17 protein-coding genes and 1 pseudogene are annotated in these 19374 nt (G+C 62.9%); 14 read left to right on the top strand and 4 right to left on the bottom strand.

The window, feature by feature from the left end; translation table 11 throughout:
* The first annotated feature begins 27 nt into the window (after positions 1–27).
* From V7778_RS04385 to V7778_RS04340, 10 genes are all read left to right on the top strand, one after another.
* Complete coding sequence (locus V7778_RS04385) at positions 28–5616, top strand: phage tail length tape measure family protein (protein ID WP_335552133.1); 5589 nt, start codon at positions 28–30, stop codon at positions 5614–5616.
* Positions 5613–6530, top strand: coding sequence for a hypothetical protein (locus V7778_RS04380; RefSeq protein ID WP_335552131.1), 918 nt, complete (start codon positions 5613–5615; stop codon positions 6528–6530). Before V7778_RS04385 ends, V7778_RS04380 begins: the two co-directional genes overlap by 4 nt.
* Positions 6530–7240 (top strand): hypothetical protein, encoded by a 711-nt coding sequence (locus V7778_RS04375; protein ID WP_335552129.1) that lies wholly within the window; start codon positions 6530–6532, stop codon positions 7238–7240. The genes V7778_RS04380 and V7778_RS04375 overlap by 1 nt, the downstream gene beginning before the upstream one ends.
* Positions 7237–8121 (top strand): hypothetical protein, encoded by an 885-nt coding sequence (locus V7778_RS04370; protein ID WP_335552127.1) that lies wholly within the window; start codon positions 7237–7239, stop codon positions 8119–8121. The genes V7778_RS04375 and V7778_RS04370 overlap by 4 nt, the downstream gene beginning before the upstream one ends.
* Positions 8121–8753, top strand: coding sequence for a hypothetical protein (locus V7778_RS04365; protein ID WP_335552125.1), 633 nt, complete (start codon positions 8121–8123; stop codon positions 8751–8753). Before V7778_RS04370 ends, V7778_RS04365 begins: the two co-directional genes overlap by 1 nt.
* Positions 8754–8811: 58 nt before the next feature.
* On the top strand, positions 8812–9045 hold the full coding sequence (locus tag V7778_RS04360) for an HP1 family phage holin (RefSeq protein WP_335552123.1): 234 nt from the start codon (positions 8812–8814) through the stop codon (positions 9043–9045).
* Complete coding sequence (locus V7778_RS04355; RefSeq protein WP_335552121.1) at positions 9042–9548, top strand: glycoside hydrolase family protein; 507 nt, start codon at positions 9042–9044, stop codon at positions 9546–9548. Before V7778_RS04360 ends, V7778_RS04355 begins: the two co-directional genes overlap by 4 nt.
* Positions 9545–9922 carry a hypothetical protein gene (locus V7778_RS04350; protein ID WP_335552119.1) on the top strand — a complete coding sequence of 126 codons (378 nt, stop codon included), beginning with the start codon at positions 9545–9547 and terminating at the stop codon, positions 9920–9922. The genes V7778_RS04355 and V7778_RS04350 overlap by 4 nt, the downstream gene beginning before the upstream one ends.
* A gap of 154 nt (positions 9923–10076) precedes the next feature.
* The gene (locus V7778_RS04345) at positions 10077–11261 is read left to right on the top strand and encodes a hypothetical protein (protein ID WP_335552117.1); all 1185 of its coding nucleotides are present in this window, start codon (positions 10077–10079) and stop codon (positions 11259–11261) included.
* A 246-nt stretch (positions 11262–11507) separates the two neighbouring features.
* Positions 11508–11768, top strand: coding sequence for a hypothetical protein (locus V7778_RS04340; RefSeq protein WP_335552115.1), 261 nt, complete (start codon positions 11508–11510; stop codon positions 11766–11768).
* A gap of 115 nt (positions 11769–11883) precedes the next feature.
* Here V7778_RS04340 and V7778_RS25130 read toward each other — a convergent pair whose 3' ends face one another.
* The 4 genes from V7778_RS25130 to V7778_RS04325 all read right to left on the bottom strand — a co-directional run bounded on the left by V7778_RS25130 (position 11884) and on the right by V7778_RS04325 (position 15513).
* Entirely contained in the window at positions 11884–12186 is a 303-nt protein-coding gene (locus V7778_RS25130) for an STAS-like domain-containing protein (RefSeq protein ID WP_442920694.1), read from the bottom strand.
* Positions 12167–13030, bottom strand: coding sequence for an ATP-binding protein (locus V7778_RS04335; protein WP_335552113.1), 864 nt, complete (start codon positions 13028–13030; stop codon positions 12167–12169). Before V7778_RS04335 ends, V7778_RS25130 begins: the two co-directional genes overlap by 20 nt.
* Positions 13031–14103: 1073 nt before the next feature.
* Positions 14104–15090 (bottom strand): TerC family protein, encoded by a 987-nt coding sequence (locus V7778_RS04330; RefSeq protein WP_335552112.1) that lies wholly within the window; start codon positions 15088–15090, stop codon positions 14104–14106.
* Between the two features lie 18 nt (positions 15091–15108).
* A complete protein-coding gene (locus V7778_RS04325) occupies positions 15109–15513 on the bottom strand; it encodes a tellurite resistance TerB family protein (protein ID WP_335552111.1) in 405 nt (134 codons plus the stop codon).
* A 109-nt stretch (positions 15514–15622) separates the two neighbouring features.
* On the opposite strand from V7778_RS04325, the gene V7778_RS04320 reads away from it, so the two are divergent.
* The 4 genes and pseudogenes from V7778_RS04320 to V7778_RS04305 all read left to right on the top strand — a co-directional run.
* Positions 15623–16522 carry a LysR family transcriptional regulator gene (locus tag V7778_RS04320; RefSeq protein WP_335552110.1) on the top strand — a complete coding sequence of 300 codons (900 nt, stop codon included), beginning with the start codon at positions 15623–15625 and terminating at the stop codon, positions 16520–16522.
* A 127-nt stretch (positions 16523–16649) separates the two neighbouring features.
* Positions 16650–16991 carry a DUF5710 domain-containing protein gene (locus V7778_RS04315; protein WP_335552109.1) on the top strand — a complete coding sequence of 114 codons (342 nt, stop codon included), beginning with the start codon at positions 16650–16652 and terminating at the stop codon, positions 16989–16991.
* Between the two features lie 100 nt (positions 16992–17091).
* Positions 17092–18036 carry an MBL fold metallo-hydrolase gene (locus tag V7778_RS04310; protein ID WP_335552108.1) on the top strand — a complete coding sequence of 315 codons (945 nt, stop codon included), beginning with the start codon at positions 17092–17094 and terminating at the stop codon, positions 18034–18036.
* Positions 18037–18235: 199 nt separating this feature from the next.
* Positions 18236–19374: pseudogene (locus V7778_RS04305) on the top strand (hypothetical protein); the annotation flags it as partial.

Here is a 19374-nt window from a genome sequence, read left to right as displayed (position 1 = left end):
TCACCGTCACATGGTAGGAAGGCACTGATGACCGAGATCGTCAACGAAGCAACAATTCGGGTGGTAGCTGACGCTTCTGGTGTCGAAGCAGGCCTGCGCCCGGCGGTGGATGCAGCGCAACGTGCAGGCCACGCCATTTCGCAGAGCGGTGCGAGTGCGGCCGGATCCGCCCGGGCGGTGGATGCCGCGCAGCGTAGCATCATTGCGTCGATCCAGCGCACCACCTTGGCCATGGAGGCCGGTGGCCGTAGCACCGCTGCCTACTTCGAGCAGATGGGCAATCAACGCGCTGTCGATCCTACCTCGCTGGCACCCTATCTGAGTCAGCTTAGGGCTGTCGAGGCCGCTCAGGCACAAGCGGCACAGGCAGCGCGTGACCAGGCGGTTGCCGAGCGCGAGCTCGCCCAAGCGCAGGCAACGAAAGATTCGTTCCTGGCCGGACTCCGCGAGCAGATCGCTCTCTACGGCAGATCGGCTGACGAAGTAATGCGATTTCGCGCCGCACAGGCCGGCGCGTCGCAGGAAGCTGCTCACCTGATTCTGCAGCTGCAGAACATGCGCGCCGCTCATGAGGAGGTTGCCCAAGCAGCTCGCGCAGAAGCTCAGGCACAGCGCGAAGCAGCCCAAGCCCAGGCGAGCCGCGACTCCTTTATTGAAAGTCTGACGAATCAGGTCAATGCAATCGGAAGGACACGGTCCGAGTTGTTAGAAATGCAAGCTGCTCAGATGGGACTGACTCAGCAGGCGGCACCGCTGATCCAACGTCTGCGCGAAACTGAGCAGGCTGTAGGCGCCACTGGAATGACTGCTGCGGAGACCGCGAACGCGCTTCGCCAAGTTCCGATGCAGGTGACCGACATCATCACCTCGCTCCAGGGCGGGATGAATCCGTTGACCGTCGCGATTCAACAAGGCGGTCAACTGCGTGACTCCTTCGGTGGCGTCGCGCCGGCCGCTCGGGCGCTGGGTGCTGAGCTGGCGAAACTCGTCAACCCCTACACCCTGGTGGCTGCGGCTGCGGCGACACTTGCCTTGGCTTATTTCCAAGGATCGAAAGAGGGCGACGGTTATAACCGTGCGTTGATCATGTCTGGCAATGCAGCCGGTACCAGCCGCAATCAGTTGGCAGACCTGGCTCGTGAGATCAGTAAGACAACGGGTACCCAGGCGAAAGCATCCGAAGCGGTTGCAGCCCTGGCGGGTAGCGGTCAAGTCGGCGCCAAGAACCTGCGCGAGTTCGGCCTGTTCGCCGTTCAGATGGAGCGCGACGTCAGCCAAAGCGTCGAAAGCACTGTCAACAACTTTGCCGACTTGGGTAAGTCGCCGGTCGAGGCCAGCCTCAAGCTCAACGAGGCATACAACTACCTGACCGCTTCAACCCTCGCGCAGATCAAAGCGCTGGAAGAGCAGGGCAGGAAGGAAGAAGCGTCCGAAATGGCCCAGAAGGCATACGCCACTGCCTTCACCGAGCGTGCGGCGCAGATGCGGGAAAACCTCGGACTGATCGAAGGCGCATGGCGTGGCGCGACCGACACCGCCAAGGCCGCATGGGATGCGTTCCTTGGTGTTGGGCGCAAGCAGACGCCGAAAGAGCGCCTAGACGAGGTGAACAAGGCCCTTGCTGACGCTGCGAAGGCGCCGTCCGTGATGGCCGGCGGCGATCGCGCCTCGTTCTCCGCCATGACGCAGAATGCGCTGAATGCGTCGAACAAAGATGCGCTCCTCAAGGAGAAGGTTGAGCTCGAGTTCATTATCAACAAGGAGGCATGGGACTCCGCTCAGGCGGCGATCAGTCAGCAGCTGCAAAAGTCGATGACCGCCTGGGACAGTGCGGGTGATCAATACCTCACAAAAGCAGAAAAGCTCGCGAATGCTGAAAAGAAGATCCGCGCTGCAGGTGAGGCGGCCGGCGTCTCGGAGCAGGCGATCGTCGAGCGAATCGCCCTGGCCCGGGCTGAGTCGGTAAACGCCAGCATCGAGGACAGCATCGCCGGCCTGCACAAGCTCGACGGCGTCGCAGAAATTATGCTGCAGCGCGAGCTCGGCCGGATTGCGACCCGGAAAGCCTTAGGCCAGATCGGTGAAGATGAAGCAATCCGAGCGGCCGCGCAGAAGGATCTGGCTCGACTGGCTCAACAAGAAAAGCAGGCTGAACGTCAACTCGCCCTGACGAGGAAAATGAAGGACAGTCAGCGTGACGTGGCAGATGCTGAGTCAGAACTTCAGGAGCTGCGAGCGAAACGCGAAAGCCGCCAGGCGCAACTCGAGAATGATCTGGCCGTCGCGCAGTTCAACCGCGCTCAAGTCAATGAGGAGAACCACGCCAGGGGCATCCAATCCGCCGAAGCGGAGCTGAAGTCCCTGAAAGACCAGGTCGACGCCCAGGTTCTTGCGAACGCTGAAATTGGGCTGAGCAAGATTGAAGTAGCAGACCTCGCTTCCAAACGGTTGCTCGCGGCCGCGGCCCTGAAGGAGGAGGCAGCAGCCATCCAGGCCATGACGCCGGAAGGCAAGCGCCTGGCTGAGATCTACCGCGAGCAAGCTGCGGAGCTTCGCAGCCTGGCCACGGCAAAGCAGACCGGCGCCGTCAAGCAAGACGCAGCGGACACCAGCCGCAAGGCCCTGGAAGAATTGAACCAGTTCCTGGACCCGTCGCGCGCGCAGACCTTCGGAGAAGCGCTGCGCGAGGCGTTCGGTGGCGCCGGGGAATCCCTGTCGAAGCTGACCGCGACGCTCGACGGCTTCGGCAAGAGGCAGGCCGAGATTGCGAAGCATCGGGCCACCGCGGAGCGGGAGCGGGGCTCAAAGGACCTCGATGAGATCGCTTACCTGAACAAAATCAGCGAACTTAACGAGCGGGAGACAAAGGATCGTCTCTCGAGCTATGGCAGCATGACCAGCGCCGCTGCCGGTTTCTTCGGTGAGCAGAGCAAGGGCTATCAGGCCCTGATGTCCATGTCGCAGGTCTTCCACGCCGCCGAGCTGGCCATGACCCTGGCCGAGCTGGTGCCGAAAGGCATTGCTGCTGTGCTGTCGCAGGGCGCCGGCGACCCGTACACCGCTTTCGGCCGCATGGCTGCAATGGCGGCGATCGTGACCGGTCTAGGCGTAGCGATCGGCAGTGTGTCGGGCAGTGGTCCGAGCCTGTCGGAGGCGCGCCAGAAGTCGCAGGGCACGGACACAGTGCTAGGCTCGGACGACAAGACGGAGTCGATCGCCAAGTCGCTCGACCTGATCGAGCGTGCCGCTTTCCAGGACCTGAACATCAGCGTCGGCATGCTCACCTCTTTGCGCAACATCGAGAGCAACATCGGCAACTTTGCTGCTCTACTGGTGCGTGACACGGGCGTGACCGGAGACTTTGGCAAGGGGCTGGGCAAAGACGCTCCGGGTATTGTTGGGACGCTTGGCAAGGTTGGCGGCGGCGTCGCCGGCGGTTTGGCTGGTGGAGCAATCGCTGGTGCTATGACGATGGGTACCATCGGCGCTACCTCGCTCACGATGCTCGGCGCTATCGCTGGACCACTCGGGATGGCGGCCGGCGCGATCATCGGTGGGATCCTCGGCGATAAGCTGGTCGGCAAGATCTTCGGAGGCAAACAAACCGTCGAGGACACCGGCTTCACGTTCGACAAGACGGATTTTGCCAGCATCTTCGCCGGCGGGCTGCAGGCCATGCAGTACGCCGAAATCAAGAAGGACGGCGGCTGGTTCGGTAGCGACAAGTACAGCACAAAGACCGAAGGTCTAGGCGCGGAGGGTAATCGACAGATTGCCAGCGTCCTGACCTCCCTCTACGACACCGTGTTCGAGGCCGGCAAGCTGCTCGCCTTGGGCACGGACTCCTTCTCGACTCGGCTGAACAGCTTCGTGGTCGATATCGGCAAGGTGAGCCTGAAGGGGCTCAGCGATGACGAAATCCAGAAGGAGTTGGAGGCGGTCTTCTCTAAGGTAGGCGACGACCTGGCGAAGTTTGGTATCGCTGGGCTGGAGCGGTTCCAGCAGGTGGGGGAGGGCTATCTCGAGACGCTGTCGCGGGTGGCTGCCGACTACCAGGCCGTGACCGTGGTCACCGAAGCGCTGGGTATGTCGTTCAGTGAGGTCGGTCTCGGTTCCGTCGACGCACGCGAGCGCTTGATTGCTCTCGCCGGCGGGCTGGACGAGTTCACTTCCAGCGCAGAGAAGTTCATGGCGGACTTCTATACGGAGAAGGAGCGGGCCGATTCGCTGCGTGCTCGGATCACTCCAACGCTCGACCAGTTCGGGATTAAGACCGGCGCTGAGGACTCGCTGAAGCAATTCCGCGATGTTGTCACCGGCCTTGACCTGACGACGGCCGCCGGCGCTGAAGCGTATGCAACGTTGATGCAGATCGCCCCGGTGTTCAAACAGATTGCTGACATCGACGCGGCGAAGTTCGAAGAACGCATCGAGCTGCAGAATGAGTACGACGAGCTAACCATGACGTCGGCTCAACTGCTCATCAAGCAGCGCAATGCACTGGACGAGAGCAACCGCGCACTGTTCGACCAGATCCAGGCGATCAAGGCGCAGGCAACCGCGGTCCAAAGCGCCAAGGACGCTGCGGCGAACGTTCTGGGCGGCGTCGATAGCATGTTCTCGGCACTGCAGAGTGTCGTTGGCCGTGAGAAGACGCGAGTTCAGGAGTATGTGCAGGCCCAAACGGCCATCGTGGACAGGCTCAAGGGTCTTTCCGGCGCCCTGCATTCGACGCTGGATGGCATGCGTACTGGCGAACTGACGTTGGATGACCGGGCCCGGGCGCAAGCCCAGATCCGCGCCTCGCTGGCGATCGCACGTGCAGGCGGGCGGGTTGATGCTGGCGACGTCCAGAAGGCGCTGAGTGTCGTGTCGCAAGATGCAAGTTCGATGTTCGCCTCTCAGCAGGACTATCTGCGGGATTTCTACACGACGCAAAGCGATATCGCCGCCCTGGCTGGGGTGACCGATCAGTCGCTGAGTGTTGAGGAGCAGTCCCTCGAGAAGCTCAACGATCAGCTTGAGTACTTGGACGCCATCGTCGCAAACGGGCAGGAACAGATTAACGCACTGAAAGGGCAGTCGATTGCGACGCTCACTCTTGCCGATGCCATGGCAGCGTTCGCGAAATCGGTGAGCATCGCCAAGGCGAATCCGATCGCGAGTTCTGGCGGCAGCATCGCCAGCCTGTACATGGAGCTGCTGGGACGTGCTCCGGATGCGTCGGGCCTGGAGTTCTGGAAGGACAAGCTGGCTTCCGGCATCACGATCGATGAGATCCGCAAGGCGTTCATGGCTGGCGACGAGTACAAGGGGCGCAAGCTCCGCGGCTTCGATGTCGGTACGAACCGCGTGCCATACGACATGCCGGCCATGATCCACGAGGACGAACGCATCATCCCCGCGGCTGACAACCGCGAGCTGATGCGCCGACTGGCCAGCCCACCGCGGGCCGACTCCAAGCTTTTGGCTGAGGTTGCGGGTGAGGTGAGGGCGCTTCGTGAAACGGTATTCCCACTGCTTTATGAGACGGCGAAGAACACTGGGCGCGGCGCGACCAGTCTGGATCGAATGGACCGAGTGGGACTGAAAACTAGGAAGGAGGCAACTGTATGAAATTGATCGCGCCGGTTCCAATCACTGACGCGGTCATGGGAGCGTCGTCGCTTGAAGAGAACGATACCGACGACGCCCCGCTGTGGACGGCCGGCGCGAAAGCAGCCGGAGACCGCGTTCGACGTCCGAACCACAGGGTCTACGAGTGCGTTGTACCGCATAACGCAACGTCGGCCGCGGTGGACTACCCCGAGAACAACAGCACGGGCGAGAGCCGAAAGTGGATCTTCGTTCGCCCGACCAACCTCTACGCCGCGTTCGACTCCGCGAAGCGGACTGCGAGCGTAGCGAACGGGGAGGTGTTGTCATGGACACTGACCCCCGGCGTCCGTGTGGATTCGCTCTCACTCTTCGGTGTGCTGGCGTCGGCTGTCCGTGTGCGTGTGACCGTGGCCGGCGTCATCAAGTACGACCGAACACAGAGCCTTCGGCTTCGCAACTGTCGTAGCTGGAGCGAGTGGTTCACCAAGCCGATTGCTTTCAGGAGTGATGTGTCGTTCACCGATCTCCCGATGTATCGCGACGCGATCATCGAGATCATAGTGTCCTGGCCAGGCAACATCCCCCAGGTAGGTGAGATCCAGATCGGCCGATACGACTACCTGGGCGCCGTGAAGTGGGAGCCGAGCATCCGGACCGTCGATTATTCAGAGAATGAGCCAGATCAATGGGGAACCATCGAGTTCAGGCCAGGTGAGTCGGTGCGCGTCGTCGAGTATGACCTGTTCATTCGCAACGAAGATGTCGACGAGGTCGTGCGGCTGCTGACGAAGGCCAAGTCGGCGCCCCGGGCCTGGCTTGGCAGTCCGAAGTTTGGAGCGCTGAACCTGTTCGGGTTCGCGCAGGATTTCCAGCTCGTCGTGCGAAGCCCGGCCGGCTCGTTTGTTAACCTTCAGATTCGGGAGCTGACCTGATGCCAGCACAGATTACCGTAGTACTTCCGCAACTCGGCACGTCGCCAAGCCGTGATCGTCCGGGCCCATTTGACGATGAGGCCGAGGACTTGATGGACAAGCTTCCGCCGCTGCAGCAAGGCATTGACCTTTTTTCGACTCAGGCAAATGCACTCGCACTCGACGTGAACGCCAACGCACAGGCCGCTGAGCAAGCGGCAGCGGCGGCCGCTCAAGCGGCACAGTCCGCCGGTGCTGTGACCTGGGTGTCCGGCTCGACCTACGCCCTCAATGCCTCGGTTATCAGCCCATCTGATAACTTCACCTATCGTAAACGCACCGCATCGAGCGTATCGAACACCGACCCGGCGAATGACCCGACTAACTGGAAGAACATCACTGTAGTTCCTCCGGCGGCCGGCAACCTGGTCGATTCGGGCAGCTCGGGCACGCCCATCGCCTGGAACGCCGGCGCAATCGAGGTGCCGACCTTGACGCTCATCGGCAATCGCACGCTCGGCGCGCCAACCAACCTCAAGGCGGGCCCCTACGTCATGCACGTCAAGCAGGACGCCACCGGCGGGCGGACGCTGACCTTTGACGCAGCGTTCGTGTTCCCTGACGATGTGCAGCCCGACATCGACACGCGGCCGAACCGCCGCACCGTGTTCTCGTTCATCAGCGACGGCGTCAACCTGTACGGCTCGTACATGCCGGGGTACTCGAAATGATGGGCCTGCCGATGGTCCTGCCGCGCGCCGTAATACTCAAGCCCGGCAACGCGGTCGACTACAACATGCGGGCCGCCGCCGGCAGCCCGAAAGGGCCTGCAATGGTGCTGTGCCGTGCCGAGGGCGCTATCACCGCCAGCAGCACGGCCGCGCCCGCGATCACCACCGGCACCGGCTGGAGCGCAGGCACCTCGATTGCGTTGATCAACTCGGGCACCATCAGCGGCGCGCAAGGAACGCCCGGCACGCACGGCACCGGAACTAAGGGCGGCACCGGTAACGGCGGAGCAGGAGGGAATGGCGGAAACGGCAACACCATTGCCGCCAGCTCCGGCAGCGCTGGCAGCAAGGGCGGCGCAGGGCAGGCGACTGCCGGCACCAATGGCGGCGCTGGCGGCCCGGCGCTGGCGGCCCTCTATAAGCTACGGCTGCGCAACCTAGGCACCGTGGCCGGCGGAACTGGCGGCGCGAAGGGTATCGGTGGCATTGGTGCGGGCGGCAATGGCGGCGGTGGCGGCGGCGGCGGTGCGGGCGGCCGCAAGATCACCACGAGCGACGGCCAGTTTCCGACCTACACGAACGGCGGCGACGGCGGTCACGGTAGCCTGGGGCGCACGCTCGGCACCAAGGGCAGCGCCAACACCTACGGCGGCGACGGTGGGTTCTCCACTGATTCCGGCAGCCCTGGCCAGTCCGCGACCGGCTCTGAGGTCGGTCTGATCTACACCAACCAATCAGGCAAGGCCGGCGGGCCGGCGGGTTCAACCGGCAACAGCGTCAAAGCCGCTGACGGCCTGGACGGCGCACGGGGCGCGGCCATCACCAATTACAGCAACGTCACGGTTCTGACGCCGGGCACCATTTCAGGAGCTACTACGTAATGCCGACCATCCGATATCGAATCGTCAACACCGACCCGGAAGAACATCAGATCACTGTACGGTTTTTTAGTGATGTGTTGCCCGAGTCGGCGCTGGTTTCCAGCTACAAGGCCGACGGCAAGACCCCCGATCGCTATCGTACCGACTGGGCAATCACGCTGCCGGTGCCGGCCCCGGAAGGCGACGAGCTTCACGCGCTCATTATGAGCTACTGCCCGGTCGACTGGTTCAACACTATGCACGCGGTCAAGAACCCAGATATTCCGACGCCGCTGCCGATTCTGGCTATCGGCGCAGTGCGCGATGCGATCATGCCGGAACGGGAGCCGACCGCTGCGGAGATCGAAGCTGCCTACTTGGTAGCTGTCCAGGGGCATATGGACACCGTGGCCCGCTCATATGGATACGATCATCTATTGAGTGCGACTTCGTATGCAGACGAGCCGGCGGTCGAAAAATACCAGCAGGAAGGGATGGCATTTCGAGCATGGCGCTCGAAAGTTTGGGCTTACTGCCTTCAGGTTCAAGCTGATGTAAATGCAGGAGTCCGCGTGGCTCCTGCCTACGACGCCCTGTTCGCTGAGTTGCCCGCCCTCGAGCTTGAACCGCCGGCCATTCTCGCAGCCACCTGAGTATCTTCACGCAGCCCGCCCCGAGCGGGCTTTTTAACGCCCACTGAAAGACTCTTCCATGAGCAAACTGAGCGCCCCCGAAGTGGGTAGCTATGCCGGCGGCGTGACCGCAATCGGCGCATCCTTGACACTTACCCAAGTAGGCATTCTCGTCGGCATCGTGACAGCACTGCTGACTTTTTTGCTGAACGTCTGGTACACGCGCCAGAAGAATGCCCGCGAGTGGATGTTGGCCGACCTGGAGCGCCGTGAGCGCGAGGCGCACTTGGCACAGATAGAGGCGGCGAAATGAGCCGGGCCCGAATAGCTGCGGGTGGCCTGGCACTTAGTGCCGCTGCGTTCGTCACGATCCTGGCGGGCGAGGGCTATACCGATACGGCTGTCATCCCGACCAAGAACGATCGTCCAACTGTGGGCTTCGGGTCGACGTTCAAGGAAGACGGCACGGCGGTGCGGATGGGTGATCGCATCACTCCAGTTCGAGCGGTTCAGCGCGCTGCCCGCCACGTTTCGAAGGAAGAGGCCATATTTCGGGCCTCGATCCATGACGTCCCGCTCTACCAGGCTGAGTATGACGTGTACATGGACTGGACCTACCAATATGGGACCGGCGCCTGGAAGAAGTCGACCATGCGGCGCGAGCTGCAGGCCGGCCGACATGTGCAGGCTTGCAATGCGCTGCTGCTCTATAAGAAATCCGGCGGCTTCGACTGCTCAATCCCAGGCAACAAGGTCTGCGCTGGCGTATGGACTCGCCAGCTCGAGCGTCGCCGTGCGTGCATGGAGGCCCAATGATCGCCGACCAGTACAAAGTACTAGCGTTCGGCGTAGCGCTGGTGGGCGCCATGGCTGCGGCCGGCACGACTGGCTGGCTAGCTAACGGGCTCCGACTCGATGCCAAGATCGCCGAAATGCGTGCCGATCATGCGAATGAGAGGGCGGAGAGGTCCGATATCGCTCTAAGCACGCTCAAGGATGACGCCGCGGCGATCCATCGAGCTGCTACCGAGTACGGCGCCATCAATACAACCCTGGCGCCTAAGATCGTGGCGCTCACCAAGGAGCTCCGAAATGCGAAGCCTCTTCCCCCTGATTGCCGGCCTACTCCTGACCGCGTGCGCAACCTCGACGCCGCCATCGACGCCGCCAACAAGGCCATCCCTAGATAGCGCCCTGGCGGCATCGTGCCCGCAGGTCGAGCGCCCCGAGTCCGATGATTACGATGTCTGGCAGGCCTGGGCAATCGATCTCCTCGGAAAATACGCCGACTGTGCCGCCCGCCATTTCAAGACCGTTCAAGCTTGGCCCAAGTGAAAGAACAGCATGACTAAACCAGCAACAGTAGACCCGAAGCTGCTCGAGTACGCGACCAGCACGCAGGCGCGTTATATCGAAGCCATCAAGGAGCATGGCAGCATCCGCGCCGCGTCGCGCGCGCTCGGCGTAGGCAAGTCGGCCATTCAGGACTCGCTCGGCCGACTCAAGAAGGCAGCTGCTGTCCGAGGCTACGCCCCGGAGTTCGATCTGCAGCACGCCGTGGCGCCAGGACAAGTCCTACGTGGAGCGTCGACGCTTTACCGGGATGGCCAGCCGATCATGCAATGGGTGAAGACTCGGGCCGACGACGTGGCAATGGCGGAGATCATGCGCGCCGGCTTTGAGGCTATGGCGTCGGAGCTCCCCCGCGTCAAACCGGTTAAGGCGCCGAAGGTCACGAACGCCAAGCTGGCTAACCTGTACACGCTCACCGATTCGCACGTCGGCATGTTGGCCTGGCATCGTGAGAACCTGGCGCCAAACGGGGACTGGGATCTGTCGATCGCTGAGCGGGTGCTCGCCGGCTGCTTCGAACATATGGTGAATGCGAGCCCAGCGGCCCGCGTTGGCATCGTTGCCCAGCTGGGCGACTTCCTGCATTCGGATGGTCTGGAGGCGAAAACCCCGACGTCGGGGCACATACTCGACCAGGACGGTCGCTTCCCGAAAGTCGTTCAAGCCGCGCTCCGGATCCTGCGCCGGGTCGTCGACTTCGCCCTGGCCAAGCATGAGCGTGTGGTCGTTCTGCTCGCCGAAGGTAACCACGATCTCGCCAGCTCGGTTTGGCTCCGCGCCATGTTCAAGGCCCTGTACGAAAATGAGCCTCGGGTCGAAGTCATAGATTCGGAGCTGCCATACTACGTCTACCAGCACGGCAAGACGATGATCGCCTGGCACCATGGCCACCTCAAGAAGAACGACCAGCTCCCGCTCCTGTTTGCCGCCCAGTTTCCGAAAGTATGGGGCGACACAGAAAAGCGCTACGCCCATGTCGGCCACCGCCACCACGTAGAGGAGAAGGAGCACGCCGGCATGTCGGTGATCCAGCACTCGACCCTGGCGTCACGTGATGCCTACGCCGCACGCGGCGGCTGGATGAGCGAACGTCAGTGCACGGCGATCACTTACCACGCCGACTTCGGCCAAGTCTGCCGGAACACGGTCACGCCGGAGATGCTCGAGGCGGCGTAGCGCGGCGCCGGCCCGGTTGGGTCAGTACGCGCAGCGCGAGCTCGATCGGTAAGCCTCGCTCAGCCAGCGCTCTTGCCGCTGGTAAGATGCCATGCGATCGGCTCACGTTGACCGCCGCTTCAAGGTATAGCGCAGTTTGCTTGTTCACCCGTTTGTCCATCTAACGATGATGGCCCGAACGGACGTGTGGTGGCGTGACCTAGATCAGAGCATGCGGCTGATATACTGTATGCCTGTACAGTTAAAATGAATACCATGGGCTTCAAGCCGCCGCTGAGTAGAGACACGCTTCGCGAGATACAGAATCGCAACCTAGACTCTGCTGATGTCCACGCGCTGCTGTGGGAAATAAAGCGTTTGCGGGCGACTGTGCTTCATGCTGATCAGCTACAGCGGCTGCTCACGACCTTATCCGGACCCCAAGGAGACGTGCTGGAAGCGCTTCGCGAAAAACTCAAGGACGAGCCATGTGTGCGTGAATTCCCGCGCCTGCCGCCTGGCGTCTGAGCCGACTTGTCGTCTGGGACTTCTGAGCGGTCCTGCGCTAGGGACGTGCATCAGTTTGCCAAGTCTGTCGATGTGTTGCGCTAAGTAAAACGGCACCGCCTGGGTGCCGTTTTACTCAAGTGCGAACCGCACTACATCTAGTCAAAATGACGTGTTTTACGAGCGGTCGCGACGCTTCGTCCAAGTTGGTCAACCGTACGCGAGTTTTGAAATCACTCAGGCCAATCGTCGCAGCAAGTTGGCCGATGCATTCGTCAGCGAACGAGGGGGTGAGACTCTTGTAGTGGAAGTCGATTTCGATGCTCGGGTACTCTTCGAGAAAGCGAAGCAGCTCCTCTCGAGCTCTGGCCCCTACCGGCCGGGTCGTCAATTCACTGGCCACCGAATCAATGTCTACACTAAAAGTCGAAATCGTCATCGTCCATTCCTTCTGGGAGGGGAAAAGCTTTGTAGACCTTGGTGATGTCCATAGGTCGATCAAGATCCCACTCAATTACTAGCAGAGTACCATTCCAGCGGGAACGCGTGTTTGAGGCACTCGTTCTCGCACCGGACAGATGGAAAGCTTCGTTTCCAGAGCGCACATATAGCACTCCATGGTTCTGCTCCATCAGTCCTCTCGCCACAGCGAGTCCATACCCTGAGTGTCCCTTACCTGGTTTACTTGTTATACCGTACGCGGTTGCCATCTGACAACTGTTTTCGGTCTTAAGCCTGTCGAGCAGCAGGGGATTCCCCATCAGTGAGCGGCGGATGCCAATGCCTGAGTCGGCAATTGCGATTTGCGCCCGACGCCCGACACTCCATACTTGAGCACAAACGACCCCGAACAGTCCGTCGCTCGCTTCTGAATGGGCGTGGCAATTACCCAACAGTTCCCGCAGCATCACGTAGACCGCGTCGAGAGTTTTTGGATCGGAACAGACAGGGGTGAACAGAGCCAAAAGAGCCTTCGCTGTTGGCTCGACCATAGCCTCGTCTTCCAAGAGCTCAAGAGGATGGTAGCGGCCGGCAGGGTTACGTTCAAATGGCCCATGCGGCGAAGGAATGTCGACGGCGTCCCACAAATTCATTGTGTGGGCGTACCTGGATATCTTTTCCGGCAGGTTCAACTGGGTCGCATGATCACGCCTAAGTGTGTGCGCCAGGGTTGCGAAGTGAAACGGTTTGACGAACTTCGGTCCTCTGCAGCGACGTTCGCGGCAGAGAATATCGAGTTCGTCGATCCAGTCCTCAATGTCAGCAGGTTGTACCTGATCCATAGCCTGATACCGTGAAAAATTTTGATGGGCAAGTGGTCCTACCGCACGAGCGCCGACTTTGCGTTGTTACTCTGCAACACTTAGGCAAAATATTCTTGCAACCGCCGAAGCCTAGATTACAACCCTACTTTACAAGACAAACATCAACTTGATATCAACGTTGCATCAAGTAAATAGTAACCAAATAGGAAAGTAAAGGGTTAGTAAAGACTTAACCCTGGCACTTTGTAAATTCCGGTTGTAAAGAGATGTGGCCATGTTCTGGCCGGGGGTGGAGTGTACTCTTGCGAGACTTGAAATCTTGTTGTTATGCTGGTCGCAATGGAAGAGATTCCAGATAGTGCAAGCCCCGACACACTTTCCACGGCGAGTCGGGGCCCGCATCCCACAACCTGTACGAATGCTGAGTGTCTCAGCGGAAGGAGATGTATGAAGGATAGACCCGAGTCATCAGAAGGTCAACAAAACGTCACGATTACGGTAGCACCAGAACCGCGGTTGGCGTTGACGCGCGAGTGTATGCACTTCCTAAGCGATCAATGGGACTACCTGGCAGTCGAGACTTGTCGATCAGACGACACTGCGGTTGAGCTGGCCGTCGAGGCGGTCGTCGCCATGCGGCGCCTGGCGTGCCACCTTGGTGTTGAACTGAAGAGCGGTTTCGGCAGGGGCTGGGGAGTTTGCCGTCGCGCTGAAGTAGCTCGGTCGCTCCTCGTTGAGGCAACCTGACGCAGTCCTGCGAGCGCGAGCTACTTACGACAGGGATGATGCTGTCGTAATCCCTACGCGGGCTGGCACTCCTGCTAGAGGCTGAGGAGGGCTGGCCGTGCTGGAACGGCCGTGAATCGAGCGGGTTCATTGACGTCCTGCTGCGTTATTCAACAAACCGCAATTCAATGAAATCAGGTACTTGCGCGCCTGTATTTCATGAATGAATAACGCAGCGTCAGCTCAGCAAACGGCTGATTCGAAACGACAAATTGTCAAGCGAGCGCCTGACTTCTAAGCTGTGGGTCGGGGGTTCGATTCCCTCAGGGCGGGCCAGTTTTCTCCACCGACCCGCCCATTGGACATCACGCCTTCCGGCCGTCCAGCCCGCCGCGCGTCCGCCACAGCGAATACCCGATCCCCGCCGCGATCAGCACCGCCGTCACCGCCAGCGAGAGGCTCGCCGGCACCTTGCCCTCGAACACGAAGTCGCCCAGGAAGATCTTGGAGCCGATGAACACCAGCACCGCCGCCAGCGAATACTTCAGGTAGGTGAAGCGTTCCACCATCGCCGCCAGCGCGAAGTACAGGGCGCGCAGGCCCAGCACCGCGAAGATGTTCGAGGTGTAGACGATGAACGGGTCGCTGGTGATGGCGAAGATCGCCGGCACGCTGTCGACCGCGAAGATCACGTCCGTCACCTCGACCATGCACAGCGCCAGGAACAGCGGCGTGGCCAGCAGCAGGGTGTGGCCCGGGCGGGCCGGATCGGGGTCGCGCACCAGGAAGGCGTTGCCGCGCATGCCCTCGGTCATGCGCAGGTGGCCCTTCAGCCATTTCAGCACGGCGCTGTCGCGGATCTGGTCCGGGTTGTCGGAAGCGAAGAACATCTTGATGCCGGTGAGGACCAGGATCGCGCCGAAGATGTAGAGCACCCAGTAGTAGCTGGCCACCAGGGCCGAGCCGGCGCCGATCATGATGCCGCGCGTCAGGATCACGCCCAGGATGCCCCAGAACAGCACCCGGTGCTGGTAGGCCGCGGGAATCGCCAGCGTCGCGAAGATCAGCGAAATCACGAAGATATTGTCCAGCGACAGGCTCTTTTCGATCAGGAAGCCGGTGTAGAAGTGCAGGGCCTTTTCGCTGCCGAAGGCGTGCCAGACCCAGAGCCCGAAGGCCAGGCCGGCCGCGATATAGAGCGCGGAGAGCTTGAGGCTCTCGCGCACGCCGATGACATGGTCATCCTTGTTGAGCACGCCCAGGTCGAAGGCCAGCAGCGCCACCACGATAACGACGAAGCTTGCCCACATCCAGAGCGGTGCGCCGAGCCAGACGGTATACAGCAGTTCCATGATGTCCTCCTTGCGCCGTCAGCTGCCGGCGGGTTCGAGCGCGGGCATCCACGCATGGGTCGCCCGGCGCAGCAGCCGGCGTTCGCGGTGGTCGATCACCTTGTCGGCGCGCACGATGTCGAGCATGCCCTGCAGGACCAGCACGCGCAGCAGGGGCGCGTCGACTTCGGCCAGGAGGCGGTCGATCGTTTCCGGATCGAGTTCCACGTCGCCGTCCTCGCGCCCGCCGGCGCCGGCCAGCAAGTCCTGGCACAGCTCGCCGGCGGTCTCGTCGAAGCTGTCCTCGCTGACTTCCAGCCGGCGCAGCAGGCCGCTGTGGTGCAGGGCCTTGAGCTCTTGCGGCGCCAGCCGGCCGTCGATGATCATCGCTAGCGCGAGCAGGCGGCAAATGGCTTTGTGGCTATTGGTGGCGTACGTTCTCATGGCAATCCTCTTCAGTGGTGAACCGGAGTAACCACTATACGAAGCGGCAATGCGAAAGTAAAATCGAATAAAATTTCGCAATCATCAATATTTTTGGTTGTATCGAGCCATGATCAATTACAAGCACCTGCAGTACTTCCACGTGGTTGCGACCACGGGCACGGTGGCGCGCGCGGCCCAGCAGCTGCACGTGTCGGCCCAGGCCATCAGCACCCAACTGCAGGTGCTCGAAGCCCATCTCGGCGAGGAACTGTTCCGGAAAAAAGGGCGGATGCTGGAGCTCACCGAGGCCGGCAAGACCGTGCTGCAATATGCCGAACAGATCTTCAGCATCGGCAACGAGCTGGAGCAGGCGATCCGGCGCGGGGTGTTCACCGGCGCCGAGACCCTGCGGGTGGGCATCTGCGACGTGATCCCCAAGACCATGGCCTTCCGGCTGCTCCAGCCCGCGCGCGAGGCGGGGCTGGCGATGCGCCTGGTGTGCCGCGAAGGGCGATTTGCCGACCTGGTGCAGGACCTGAGCGCGCACCGGCTCGACCTGGTGATCTCCGACCAGGGCCTGCCGCCGGGCGGCACGGTGCGCGGGCATACGCACCTGCTCGGCTCCAGCGCCATCGCCGTGGTCGGCCATCCGCAGCTGTGCGCAGCCTGGCAGGGGACATTTCCGCAGCGCCTGAAGGGCGCGCCTTTCCTGATGCCGGGGCAGGACGCGACCCTGCACAGCCAGCTCAAGGGCTGGCTCGAGTCGCAGCGCCTGCGTCCCATCGTGGTGGGCGAATTCGACGACGGCGCGCTGCTGATGTCCTTTGCCGGGTCCGGCGCCGGCTTCATCGCCGTGCCCGCCGTGCTGGCGGCGGCCGTGTGCGGGCAGTACGGCCTGGAGCAGCTTGGTACGGTGGACGCGATCGTCGAGCAGTTCTACGCGGTGACCGTCGAGCGGCGGGTCGACCATCCCGCGCTGCAGCGCATCCTCGACCGGGCGGACGAAGTGTTCGTGGCGGCAGCCTAGTGCAAGTGAGGCCAAACGCGGCGCACTTGGGGTGGAAGGCGGCGCCGGGTTATCATGCGTGCCGCGGCTTGGCCGCCGTCCTGTGCGCCGCCAGGGTGACCCGATCGATCTTTCCGTTTGACAGACCATGCAGTTTCTTGATGTCCCCTATGCCGACAAGGACGGCGCCAAGGCGCTCGGCGCCCGGTGGAACCCGACCCGCAAGCGCTGGTACGTGCCCGATGGCGTGGCGGTCGAACCCTTCGCCAAATGGCTGCCCAAGGCTGGAGCGGCCGGCGCCGGCGGCGCCGGTGGCGTGAAAGCGCGCGTCGATGCCTATGCCGCCAAGATCGTGACCGGCGCGCATTGCTTCGACTACACGCACGACTGCAATCCCTTCGAGCCCTGCACGGTGTGCGAGGCGGCGCTGGCCGGCACCGACTGGGCCGCCGCGCGCAGCCGCCTGGCGGAGCTGAAGGCCAAGTCCTAGCCTGCGGCCGAAGCGTACGCCTGCCTGCGCCGCTGCGTGCTACTGTGCGTAGCCGCGGCGGCCCCTTCGCCGCCGTTCGCCTGCCGAAGGAGGAAACCGCATGGCCCTGGTCCGCACGCTGCATCGACTCCTGTTCCTGCTGATGCTCGCTTGCGCCGCGCACGGCGCCCAGGCCCAGGCGCCGGTTCCCCAGGGAGACGCCTTCAGCCTGCAGCTGGCCGCGGCGGAGGGCGCGGCCCCGGACGAAGGCAGCGTGCAGTTCATCGGCACCGCGACGGTGCTGATCCGCTTCCAGGGCTTCACCATCCTGACCGATCCGAATTTCCTGCACAAGGGCGACCACGTCCACCTCGGCTACGGGCTGAAATCGAAGCGTCTCACCCAGCCGGCGATCGCGTTCGAGAACCTGCCGCCGATCGACCTGGTCGTGCTGTCGCACCTGCATGGCGACCACTTCGACCAGCTGGTGCAGGAAAAGCTGAACCGCGCCACGCCCATCGTCACCACCAAGGAGGGCGGTGAAGGGCTCAAGCGCATGGGGTTCACGCGCGTGTTCGGCCTGTCGGTCTGGGACCGGCTGGAAGTGAGCAGGGGCGGGGCGCGTCTGCGCGTGACGGCCACGCCGGGACGCCATGGGCCGGCCGGCGTGGCGGCGCTGCTGCCCAGGGTGATGGGAGCGGTGCTCGACTTCGGCGCCGATTCGCAGGCGCCCGACTACCGCATGTACATCAGCGGCGACACCCTCGTCTACGAGGACATCCAGGCGATCCCCAAGTACTTCCCCGGGATCGACCTGGCCCTGCTGCACCTGGGCGGCACCCGCATTCTCGGCGTCGTCAAGGTGACGATGGACGGCAAGGACGGGGTGCGCATGATGCAGCTGGTGCGGCCGAAGAAGACGGTGCCGATCCACTACAACGACTACGACGTGTTCAAGTCGCCGCTCGAGGACTTCGCACGCGAGGTCAAGGCGGCCGGCCTGGACAAGGACGTCATCTACCTGTCGCACGGCGAAACCTACCAGTTCGCACCGGCCCGGCCTTGAAATGCCCTAGGGCTTGACGGGCGCGCGGCGGGCCGCGCTTGCTATCGTGCGCGTCTCGCGCAACTGCCGAGTAAACGCTAAGATGCCAGCTTGACAAATATGCAAGCGGATGGGCATGCCTCCAGCGAACCCCAGCAGCCGACACCAGCCACATCGCCGCGCCGACCGTCGCCTCGGGACCGGGGTGGCGGTATCGGTATTGCTGCACGCGCTGCTGCTGTCGCTGCAGTTCGGCGTGCCTGGACTCGACCTGGGCGGTGGTGGGCCGATCACGGTCAGTCTTGCGCCGGCGCCGCCGCCACCGCCTGCGTCCTTGCCCGAACCGCTACCCGCCCCGGCCAAGGCTGAGCCGGTCATATCTCCCGCACCGGCGCCCCCGCCGCAGCGGCCTGCGAGCGGCTTGCGCCTGGTCGATCCGGTGGCGCCGCCGGCCGCGCCTGCCGAAGCGGCGGCCGTGCGTCCGAAACAGAAGGCTTCTTCCACGCCCAAGCGCAGTCGTCCCCGCTTGCTGAAGCGCCGCGTCGCACCGGTCAGCACACCCTTGATCGCGGCCGAAGCACGCGCCGAATCGGATTTCAGTGTCCCCTTGCCCGAGCTGGAAGCAGGGCCCGAAACCGTGGTCGCGGATGCCCCGCCCGGTCCGGAAACCGCCGGCGAACCCTCGGTGCCTGACAGCGCCGATACAGCGCTGGCGGCGCTGGCGGCGCAGGAGGCCGAGGCCGCGGACGAGACGCAGCGGCTGGCTGCCGTGGAAGAGGAAGCGCGCCGCGCCGGGGAGCGGGAACTGCTGGCCGCCGCCGAGCGCGAGGCCCGTGACAGGCTCGCGCAGCAGCTGGCCGAGCGGAACGCCATCGAAAGGGCTGAACAGGCCCGGCGCGACGCGGCGCAGGCAAGGCTGGAGGAAGAGCGCCGTGCGCAGCAGCTGGCCGAGCGGGAGCGTGAACGACAGCGCCTGGCGCAGGAAAGCGCGGCGCAGGAGAACGCCGATCAATCGCGGCGCCGCGAACAGGAGGAACTGGCGCGCAGCCAGACCGAACAGCGGAGCGCCGAGGAGGCGGCCGCGCGCGAGGCGCAGGTCCTGGCCCGGCGCCGTGCGCAAGACGAGCAGCGCCGGCGCGATGAAGCCTTGCGACTGGCGCAAGAGGAAGCCAAAAAGCTGGCCGAACGAGAGGCCGAACGGCAGGCCGAACGCCGGCGTGCCGAAGAGGTGGAGCTCCGCCTGGCGCAGGAGCGCGCGCTGCAGGCCGCCGAGCACGCCCAGGCCGAACGCCTGGCGCGGCAAGCGGCGGAGCGCGCCGAAGCGGAACGCCTGGCGCGGCAGGCGGCAACCGAATCGGC

The sequence above is a fragment of the Massilia sp. DD77 genome (genome assembly GCF_036961685.1).
Classification (GTDB): Bacteria; Pseudomonadota; Gammaproteobacteria; order Burkholderiales; family Burkholderiaceae_D; genus Telluria.
This window is presented reverse-complemented; position numbering and strand designations above follow the sequence as displayed.